7 protein-coding genes are annotated in these 9,542 nt (G+C 58.8%); 6 read left to right on the top strand and 1 reads right to left on the bottom strand.

The genetic code is table 11. The annotated features are described in order from the left end of the window. The first annotated feature begins 331 nt into the window (after nucleotides 1–331). Genes PHW69_08715 through PHW69_08690 form a run of 6 tightly spaced genes read left to right on the top strand, consistent with a single transcriptional unit; the run spans nucleotide 332 to nucleotide 8,817 of the window. On the top strand, nucleotides 332–769 hold the full coding sequence (locus PHW69_08715) for a prepilin-type N-terminal cleavage/methylation domain-containing protein (GenBank protein ID MDD4005265.1): 438 nt from the start codon (nucleotides 332–334) through the stop codon (nucleotides 767–769). Further along, on the top strand, nucleotides 770–2,395 hold the full coding sequence (locus PHW69_08710; GenBank protein ID MDD4005264.1) for a hypothetical protein: 1,626 nt from the start codon (nucleotides 770–772) through the stop codon (nucleotides 2,393–2,395). It begins immediately after the preceding gene. Then, nucleotides 2,395–3,744, top strand: coding sequence for a hypothetical protein (locus tag PHW69_08705; GenBank protein ID MDD4005263.1), 1,350 nt, complete (start codon nucleotides 2,395–2,397; stop codon nucleotides 3,742–3,744). Before PHW69_08710 ends, PHW69_08705 begins: the two co-directional genes overlap by 1 nt. Before the next feature lie 2 nt (nucleotides 3,745–3,746). Then, on the top strand, nucleotides 3,747–5,393 hold the full coding sequence (locus PHW69_08700) for a glycosyltransferase family 39 protein (protein ID MDD4005262.1): 1,647 nt from the start codon (nucleotides 3,747–3,749) through the stop codon (nucleotides 5,391–5,393). Beyond that, the gene (locus PHW69_08695; GenBank protein ID MDD4005261.1) at nucleotides 5,390–7,246 is read left to right on the top strand and encodes a tetratricopeptide repeat protein; all 1,857 of its coding nucleotides are present in this window, start codon (nucleotides 5,390–5,392) and stop codon (nucleotides 7,244–7,246) included. Before PHW69_08700 ends, PHW69_08695 begins: the two co-directional genes overlap by 4 nt. Beyond that, nucleotides 7,243–8,817 carry a phospholipid carrier-dependent glycosyltransferase gene (locus PHW69_08690; protein ID MDD4005260.1) on the top strand — a complete coding sequence of 525 codons (1,575 nt, stop codon included), beginning with the start codon at nucleotides 7,243–7,245 and terminating at the stop codon, nucleotides 8,815–8,817. The genes PHW69_08695 and PHW69_08690 overlap by 4 nt, the downstream gene beginning before the upstream one ends. A gap of 82 nt (nucleotides 8,818–8,899) precedes the next feature. On the opposite strand, the gene PHW69_08685 is transcribed toward PHW69_08690, so the two are convergent. After that, the coding region (locus PHW69_08685; protein ID MDD4005259.1) for a hypothetical protein at nucleotides 8,900–9,542 on the bottom strand (643 nt) is incomplete at its 5' end.

Below are 9,542 nucleotides of genomic sequence, written 5' to 3'. Positions count from 1 at the left end.
CGAAGTATTTCAGCCTTGGCGATGTGACCTCCGACGAAGACAGCTGGGAGATCACGCTTTACAGAACCGGCAAGAGCGCGGGTTACGGCAAATACACGGTCAGATTCACCGAAACCGGCTACGCCGTATCCAGCAACATCAACGCCACGATCAACCCGATGGCTAACTAGATTCAAAGTTTCATGAAACAGGCGGCCTTTACAGGCCGCCTGTTTCATTATATCGGGAACCCGGGGTAACCCCGGAACCGGTGAAACAGAAGTTTGCCGATCCCCGCGCCGGAATCTCAGCCACCCTGAAAATACGACGGAAGATGTGCTATACTAACATTATGGATACGCATAGTCCTTCGCGCGGATTCACCCTTATGGAACTGATAGCAACGGTTACCATTATCGGGGTTATGGCCGCGTATGGGTTTCCGCAGCTGATGAAAGTTACGGAACAGTCCCGTGTTGATCTGGCCTGCGCCAATCTTGAAAGCATCTGGACCGCGCAACGGCTTTATAAAGCCAAAACCGGTGATTTTACCGACAAGATTCCGGATCTTTCGGACTTTCTGGACGAAAGTTTCCTCAACACTATCGAAGGCACTGATTCCGCGTTCGCCTACAGCATGTCAACCCCCACGGTAACGGCATTCGAAATATACGCGGAACGCCAAAACAGCAAATCCTGGGCAGGCACCATCATGCTCAATTCCACAGGCACTTTCAGCGGAAACGTTTTTTCCGGCGACATGATAATAATGCCAGCGCCAATACGTTAAATGGACGAGCAAAAAAAGCCTCTCGCGAGCGATGTTTCTCCCGGGCAACCCGCCTGCGCCTGCGCGGCCCCGTTTTTCCGAGCCGCCGCAAAAAAAACCGCGGAACTGCTGAACTCTCCGGCAGCCGGAAACTGCTTTCTGGTTCTTGCCGTCATGCTTATTCTTTGCGGCCTGTGGCTAATCATTTTTCGCGCGCCGACCCTGCTGGAAATAGATTCCTACTACCATGTGGGCGTAGCCAATATTATCCTCCGGCACGGTTTCATCAGCGAATTTCCGTGGACGCAGTTTTCCCTGATGAAAAACTTTTACGCCGACAAGGATCTGCTGCTTCATTTACTGATCGTTCCGTTTGCGTTCCTGATAAAAAACCCGGTTCTGGCGGGAAAATTCGCGCTTGCGTTCATGGAAGCCGGAGCGCTGGCCTCGTTCGCGTACCTTCTGCGCAAACACGTTAACGGCTTTCTGGCGGGGCTGCTGCTGATTCTGCTGTTCACCTCGCCGATTTTCATGATTTATTTCCTGTATCTGCGGCCGGGCACGCTCGCCGCCCTGTTTACGGTGGCGGGAATGTATTTCATGGTGAAGAAACGGCACTGGCCGGTTTTTATTATCGGCGCGCTTTTTTCGCTGGCCCACATTTCATCATTCACGCTGATTTATTTCGCCGTCATGTGCGAAACCGTGCGCTGGCTGCGCGACCGGGAATTTCATGTGCAGATTCCCGTTTTCGCGGCGACCGGCGTGGCGCTGGGCCTGCTTGTCCATCCCAACTGCCCCAACAACATGCTCGTCATTTATGTGAACGCGTTTCTCACGCCGTATTACGCCGCGGTTGACAAAAGCATAAATTTCGCGGGCGAACTCAACGCCAACACCACCAGGCGGGCGCTGCTGGAAAACTTCCCGATCATGGCAGGGCTGGCCGTTTTCATCATGACCGGTTTCTGGAACCGGTTCCGGCAGTCCACCGCTACGGCCATCTATCTGTGCGCCGCGGGCACTTACATGCTGCTGGCAAGCAGCAGCAACCGGTTCTGGTTTCCGGCCGAACCGCTTATGGTGCTTGCGCTGGCCTCGCTTGCGGCTGACCGCTCCGCGGCAGGCGTAAAAACCACCCGCTCCGAACGCATCAATATCGGCCTGATACTGGCAGTAATGGCGCTGCTGCTGGGCTATTCGGCGAAGTATTCAAAAAATTATCTTGTTTCAAGCATGAACTGGCAGAAAACCTTTAACGCCGACCACGAACAGGCCGCCCGCTGGATGGCGCGGCACCTGCCGCCGGGAGATACGGTTTATCACGCCAACTGGGCCGACTCGCCCCATTTCATCTGCCTCAACCCGGCGAACCGCTACATCACCGTGCTCGATCCGATTTACACCTATTACTGGTCGCGCCAGGCCCAGCACCTGATGCAGGCGATCGAACAGGGCAACCACCCCGACCCGCACACGGAAATAAGAGAAACATTCAAAGCCCGTTACGTCTTCACCGCGACCAATACCGGCTTTTATAAACAAATCAGCCGCGACAGACGGTTCAAACTGCTTCACGCAAGCAGCGCAAGCGCGATCTTCGAGCTTGAGCCGCCCGCCGCGCCGCAGTCAAAAGGAAAGAATTGATGCCGGCACGGCGCGGCATGCAATACCGGCTGCCTGCCGCCACCATCGCGCTCGGCGCGGCATATCTCGCGCTGACAGCCATGAAGTCGCCTCTTTTCGGCTCGAAGGCGACAGGCTGGGTCTACCCCTATCTGTCACCGCTTGACCTTAACACGGTGTTCGCGGGCCTGCTGTGCGGGCTCTGCGCCGCATGGCTGGCGCACCTGTTCGCCAGGCGGGGGAATACCGGGGGAATCGTCACCCCGTCCATATTTTTTCTGTTCTCGTCGGGCGCGTGCTGGCTGCTGGCAAGCCTGCGGCTCTTTTCCACGGCTGAAATATTTTCCAGCGCGAACGCCAACTCTTTCCAAACGGCGGCGCGCGCGCTTTCATTTAAGGGGATTCTGCATTTTTATCCGCATTTTCAGGCTTTTTTCCCCGGCGACCGGCATGTCTTCACCAATATGGCGGGCAAAACCTTTTTCACAAAAATCATGCTCGCCGCACCGGACTGGCTGGCCGGCTCCGGCCTGCTGCCGCTTTTAATCGCCTCGGCGGGCGTGTTTCCGCTGTACTATGCGGCAAAAAAACTTTACTCCGCAAAAAGCGCGGTTTTCGCCTGCGCGCTGTACTCCGTCATGCCCGCGCTGATCTATTTCTGCCCGCTGCTTAACTGCGTAACCGCCTTTTTCTTTCTGCTCAGCCTGTGCCTGCTTGCCTACGCCGCATGCGGCCGCTCGAAAACCATAGCGGCGTTTTACGGGTTAAGCCTGTACTGGATAATGTTTTTCGATCCCGTCGCGCTGGCGCCGCTGGGCCTGCTGTCGCTGGCGATACCGTTCTCGTGCAGAACCGGCCTGAAAGAATTTTTTAAACTGGCTGCGGTCTGCCTGCTGTGTTTCGCGGGCGCGCATGCCGCCGTTTATTGCGGGCTGGGCTACAATGTGTTCAATAATTACGCCGTGATAGCGGCGGTAAACCGCGCGTGGCTGGACCAGACACGGCAGTTGCGCATGGCGTGGCTGTTCCGGAATCCCGCGGAAGCAGCGGCCGGAATGGGCGTGGGCATAATGTTTCTGTTTTTCGCGGCACAGGTTTCGGACCTGCGGCAGGTTTTGAAAACCGGCTTGCGCAACTCCGCTCCGCAATTCGCGCCGGGACTGGCGCTGACGGGCGCGTGGGCGGTAATGGCCGTCATGGGCGTGGGCGGAGCGGAAGCGGTGCGCGTATGGCTGTTTTCCGGCGCCGCGGCCATCCTGTTTGCCGCCGCGCGGCTGGCCGAAACGCCGGGCGCGCTGTACGCCGCGATTATCGTATCGGCATTGCAGGCGGCATTCGCGGCCCGCATGGTGGGGTTCGTCATACCGTAAACATGAACAGAGATACCGCTCTAAACTTTCTTCATTCGTCAGGCCGCCGGCGTGCCGCATTCTGCGGCATAATAGGGCTGGGCCTGCTTTTGCGGTTCTGGGGGCTGGATTTCGGCCTGCCGCACCGGGAAGCCCGTCCTGACGAGAGCACCGTGATCTACATGGCGCTGCTTACGGTGAAGAACGGGCTGGCTCCGTCAAGCCTGACTTATCCGACATTCTATATCTATCTGCTTGCCGGGCTGTATAAATTTTTCGGGCTGTTCATCGGCGGCACGGCGGAGCTGGTGCGCCGGTTCGCTGTAGAGCCGTCCGCGCTGTTTATGATCAACAGGGTATTGGCGGCCCTGTTCGGCTCGTTTATGATTATCCCGGTTTACAAGACGGCGAAACTGCTTTTCGGCGCGCGCGCCGCGCTCGCTTCCGGGCTGATGGCGGCGGTCTGCCTGCTGCTGGCGCGCGATTCGCATTTCGGCACGCTTGACATTCCGGCCGTGTTTTTCGTCGCGTTCTCCACCTGGTTTTCAGTGCGCGCCTGTTTCTCGGGCCGCGCGGCGGACTACGCGCTGGCGGGCGCGGCGGCCGGCCTGGCGACCGGAACAAAGTATATCGGCATCCTGATGTTTTTCCAGCTCGCCGCCATCCAACTGGCGCTCGCGCTGCATAAAAAGAAACCGGTGAAGGACATGCTGAAAGATCCGCGCCCCTGGTATTTCGCGCTGGCGTTTGCGGCGGCGTTTTTCATCAGCACTCCCTACGCGTTTCTGGCGCCCTCGCAGCTCAGGCAGGACTATGCGTTCCATACCAGCCTCCACGGCGTGATGCGCGGCAGCACCCTGTGGCACCACCTTGCGTTTTCACTGCGGCACGCGCTTACGCTGCCCGCGCTTGCGCTGGCTGCGGCGGGCGCGGCGCTCATGACGATAAAAACCCCGCGCAAAGCGCTCATGCTGGGCGGGTTTTTTCTGGCGTATCTCGCGGTGCTTGACAAGGTAAGCTCCGTTTACATCAGGTACGTTCTGCCGCTCCTGCCGGTTCTGTGCATCTGCGCCGGTTACGCGCTGGCGAAGCTGACGGAACGGGCAAAAACAGCGCTTCCGTTCGCGCTGCTGGCCGTGCTGGCCGCGGCGGCCCCGCTTTATTACAGCGTCCGCCAGAATATTATCATGTCGCGCCACGACACCCGCGTCACCGCTGAAAAATATTTCAGCTACATTATGCCGAAAGGCGTAAGCGTAGGGGTGCTGGCCTCGCAGTATTCCACTCCGCAGCTGGCCTGGGACAACGGATATCTGTCCAGCCGCATCAGGGAGGAATCAGCGGGCCCGAACCCGCTCATGGCGCAGGTGTACGGTTATATGGTTGACCGCAATCTGGAAAAGAAATCACCGGGCTACCGCCGCATTCCGTTTACGCCGCAGGGATTTACGGAACCGCCCGACTACATAATAATCGCCTGCGGACGGTTCGAAGCGCGTCCCTGCGGGCTTACCGCGCGCGGCTACGCTAAGGATTACGACACCATTCTCGCGCTCAACCCCGGAGAGCAGGCCGGCGCGGTTTATGATCCGACCGACGCGTTCTACCTTCCGCTTGACGGCCGCACGCGGTTTCCCGGCCCCGGGTTTTTATTTTTGCAGCGTAAATGACCATGCATTCAACCCCCCGTCAACGCCCGCCGGCATCAGCCGCGCAAGCCGAAACCGCCGCTCTGGCGGCGATCGCGCTGTGCGTTGCGCTCTGCTACAGCAACACGCTGCAAACGCCGCTGCTCATGGACGGCGTGCATTTCATAGCCGACAATCCGGCCATAACGGACCTTTCCCCGCATGGCCTCAAAGAGCTTTTTCACAGTTACCCGAGCAGGTTTCTGGGGTTCTTGTCTTTCGCGCTCAATTACCATTTCACGCGGCTTTCACTGCCGGCCCTGCATCTGACAAATATAGCGCTTCACGCACTGAATTCAATGCTGGTGTACCTGCTGGCGCGCACCCTGCTCGGTTCGGAAAAAAATCCGGGCCGCATACCGGCTCTGGCGGGCGCGCTTTTTTTCGCGGCGCACCCGGTGCAGACGCAGGCCGTAACCTACATCTATCAGCGGCTGGCGGAACTGGGCGCGTTTTTTTATCTTGCGGCCTGCGCGCTGTTTCTGCGCGCCCTAAAAACCGGGCCGCGCGCGAAACTCGAGTACTGGACATCGGTAATCTGCGCCGCCGCAGCCTATTATTCAAAAGAGAACACCTATTCGCTGCCTTTCGCCCTGCTCGCCGGGGGTTACCTGACCCGGGGCGGAAATTTCACCAAAGACCTGCCGGGGCTTATACCGTTCGCGCTGTTATGGATACCGGCGGGCATTAATCTGGCACAGTCGGAAACCTTCAATGATATCGCGAAACTGGGCGGCCGGCCGGACATAACGCCGCTCAACTATTTCGCCGCGCAGGGCGGGGTGATTCTGACCTATCTCAAGCTGATCGTCTGGCCCGCCGGACAAATGCTGCTGTACGACCTGCGCGCGCCGGAAACGCTTTTGTCGGCCCGCGCGCTGGGCGGATGGACGGCGGTAACGCTTGTTTTCGGAGCGCTGGGTTACGCCTTGCGCCGCAACCGCCCCGCGCTGTTCGGGCTGGCGTTTTTCGCAATATCGCTTTCGATAGAAGCGAGTTTCATTCCGCTGCAGGACCTGATCTTCGAGCACCGTCTTTACCTGCCTCTGGCGGGCGCGGCGCTGATTATAGCGGCGGTTCTGGGAGAAATAAAAGAGGCCGTGCTTACCCGTACGGCGGCAGCAGCCGTTATTGCCGCGCTGGGCATAACGGCATTTAACCGCAACGCAGTCTGGCGCGACGAGGTTTCGCTGCTGACCGACAATCTGATAAAAGCGCCCCGCCGCGCCGAACTGGCCAGCGATCTGGGTGCCGCGCTGATCGCGCGGCGTGATTTTCAGGCGGCGCTTGAGGTGCTGGGTGCGGCGGCGCGAATCGCGCCGGAGTTTTCACCCACCTACGCCAACCTTGGCGTCGCGCTGTATTACACCGGCGATACCGATGGCGCGCAGCGCAGTTTCAAAAAAGCGCTTGTCAATAATCCCGACCGGGACCGCGCGCTGGCCGGGCTCGGCAACCTGTTCCGTGAAAAAGGCGACTACAAAACCGCGCTGGATTATTACGGACAGGCTTACCGGTTCAACCCTAAAAACGCGCTCGCTCTGGTAAACGCCGGCCAGACCTGCCTGCTCATGAAAGACACGGCCTGCGCGCAACGGCTTTTAACCGCCGCCACGGGCGCCCGGCCGGATTATGCGCGCGGCTGGCTGGAGCTGGGCAGATTTTACTACTCGCAAAACAATCTCGCAGGATCAGCCGCGGCTTACAAACGCGGCCTGTCCGCCGCGCCGGACGACCCGCGGCTGCAGCAGGAAGCCGCCGCCGTACTGGCGCTGGCCAGCAGAAAAAACACCCCTGCCCCACCAGCACATCACGCTCAGGAGCAACCCAAATGAACCCTTTTCAGCAGATCGCGCCGATACTGAATGTCTGCATACTGACCGCTTTTGCGGCGGCTCTTTACAGCGCGCGCCGCGAAATCAGCAAAGACACCGGCGCCATCCGGCGGGACGAATGGCTCGCCGTCACCCTCGCGCTGGCGGCGGCGATAACAATGCAGTCTTTCTGCGAACTGAAGCATCTGGTCTATATTGACGAGTTCTGGTACCTCGAAGCCGGCAAGAACATTCTGCGGTACGGAATGGCGCCCGGATTCGGCAAATCCATCGGCTGGCCGGTGCTGGTGACGTTCAGCTACATTTTCGGCGGGATAAGCAATTACGCGCCGATCGCGCTGAACCTGCTGTTTGGCGCGGCGCTCGTGCCGCTGGTTTATCTGTCCGCGCGCGCATTGTCGCGCGATCATGTCATCGCCGCGGTGGCCTCTTTCACGCTGGCGCTGCTGCCCTACCGGGCGGTCTGGTCGGCTACGGCGGAGACGGCGGTTTCCGCGCTGTTTTTCATACTGTGCGGGGTGTATCTGTCTTTGCTGTATTACCGCTCGGGCTCAAGCCGCGCAATGCTGGCGGCGGCGGCGAGCATAGCGGCGGCGGCGCAGATCCGCCCGGAATGCCTGATGTTCCTCGGCCTGTTCTGGTTCGGCCGGCGGATTCTCTCCGCGCCCGGCGGCAGAAAGGACACGCTGCTGTTTTACGCGGCGTTATTGACGGCTGCGGCAATCAATCTGCCCAATTTTTCGATTTTCGCGGCTTTTCAAAGCTCCACAAACTGGCTGGAGACCGACTCGTTCGGGCAAATTAAAGGCGCCAGCATCAGCCTGAAAAACCTGTGGTTCAACACAAAGCGCTGGGCGCCGAAATTTTTTGATCTGTCGCTTCACGGCGGGCTTTTCACCGCGCTTTATCTGTCGGGTGCGGCAATCGCTTTTAAACGCGCCCGGCGCGAGCTGGCGTTTGCGGCGTTCTGGGCGGGCATGCTGTACTGTTTTTATTTTTCGACCTGGTTCCACGTCTACGGCACGACCACCGAACTGTTCCCGAAAACCAAACTGTTCCTGTTTTTTTATCCGGCGCTCGGCATACTGGCGGGTTATGCGGTGTCGTACCTTTTGAAAACCGGCAGGGCGGGAACCAGATCCGCGCTGATACTGGCAGTCTGCGCGCTGGGCTGGAACGCGGCTTATATTCCGCGCGCCGGGTTCAAGGACGCGGCTCGCGCTCTGGAAACCGGATTGCTCGCCAATCTGCCGGAAACGACACCCGAATCGTGCATGATAATAACCAACGCGCCGGTAATGGTGAACGCGTCCGGTTTTTTCCGCACCGCCTACGCGCCGCATTTCACGGCTGACGACGGTTACGCGGCCAACCTGCTGGCTGGCGAATCGTGCCTGCTTTATCTTGACGACATAACCAACGATCTCGGCGTAAAGGAATTCAACGAGGCCGACCGCTCGATAAAAGCAAAATATCGCCTGCGCGAGCGCGTGAATTTTTCGCTGCGCGGCAAAACCTACCGGCTGCTCACGGTAATCAAACCCGCGGCGCAGCCGCGCCCGAAAATTTGAATCAATTAAAATTTCGTGTTGGTTTTTTGTGTTCCTTAAGGCTTTCAAGGAAACAGGCAACAAGCGCTTTTTTTACGAACAGCTATGGGCGGCAATAAATCCGAAGATGCGGAACCGGGGCATTGCCGCCGGTCAGTTCAGCCCAGCCGGCGGGCGCGTGCGCCGCCTTTTCCCAGATCAACAGATAGTCTATACGATGCGCCGAAAGTTCCCGCGCGTTCTGCGCTTCGGACGCGCCGGGCCGCAGCTGGCCCCGGTATCTGGGCGGCCTGCTGTCGGCGGCGGGATACCCGGTATCATGGCGGGGCCTGAAAACCGGAACGGCGGCAATCATCCGGGCCCGGTGAAATTCGTTGAGCCAGTAGGTCACATAAAGGGTTTCCATCCAGCGTCCGTCCGACGCGATATTGCCTGAGACGCCGTACCGGTCAAACAGTTTTTTTGAAAGCGCATAATAACCCCGTCCGGAATAAACCGCGTCTTTTAAATTGTCGAACGGAACATAAAGAAATGAAACCGCGAAAAGCGCCGCGATCATTTTAGAAAACGCGGGCTTTATCCGGCGCGACCGCATCAGCGCGGCGACCCCGCCCGCGCCTGCGGCGAAAACAATAGCGAACACCGGATACAGGTACCGGGCGCGCACGGTGATAAGAGTGTACCCGGCGCAGTAAATGAACACGGCGAGCGCCAGGTACAGATGCACCGGTTCGCTCCGCATTTGC

The sequence above is a fragment of the Elusimicrobiaceae bacterium genome (genome assembly GCA_028700325.1).
In the GTDB taxonomy this organism is placed as follows: domain Bacteria; phylum Elusimicrobiota; class Elusimicrobia; order Elusimicrobiales; family Elusimicrobiaceae; genus JAQVSV01.
Note: the sequence above shows the minus strand (reverse complement) of the source record. Positions and strands in the feature narration are given on the sequence as shown.

Excerpts from the sequence above, each read along its gene's own strand:
- PHW69_08715 (MDD4005265.1), top strand. The coding sequence starts at position 332 with ATGGATACGCATAGTCCTTCGCGCGGATTCACCCTTATGGAACTGATA.
- PHW69_08710 (MDD4005264.1), top strand. The coding sequence starts at position 770 with ATGGACGAGCAAAAAAAGCCTCTCGCGAGCGATGTTTCTCCCGGGCAA.
- PHW69_08705 (MDD4005263.1), top strand. The coding sequence starts at position 2,395 with ATGCCGGCACGGCGCGGCATGCAATACCGGCTGCCTGCCGCCACCATC.
- PHW69_08700 (MDD4005262.1), top strand. The coding sequence starts at position 3,747 with ATGAACAGAGATACCGCTCTAAACTTTCTTCATTCGTCAGGCCGCCGG.
- PHW69_08695 (MDD4005261.1), top strand. The coding sequence starts at position 5,390 with ATGACCATGCATTCAACCCCCCGTCAACGCCCGCCGGCATCAGCCGCG.
- PHW69_08690 (MDD4005260.1), top strand. The coding sequence starts at position 7,243 with ATGAACCCTTTTCAGCAGATCGCGCCGATACTGAATGTCTGCATACTG.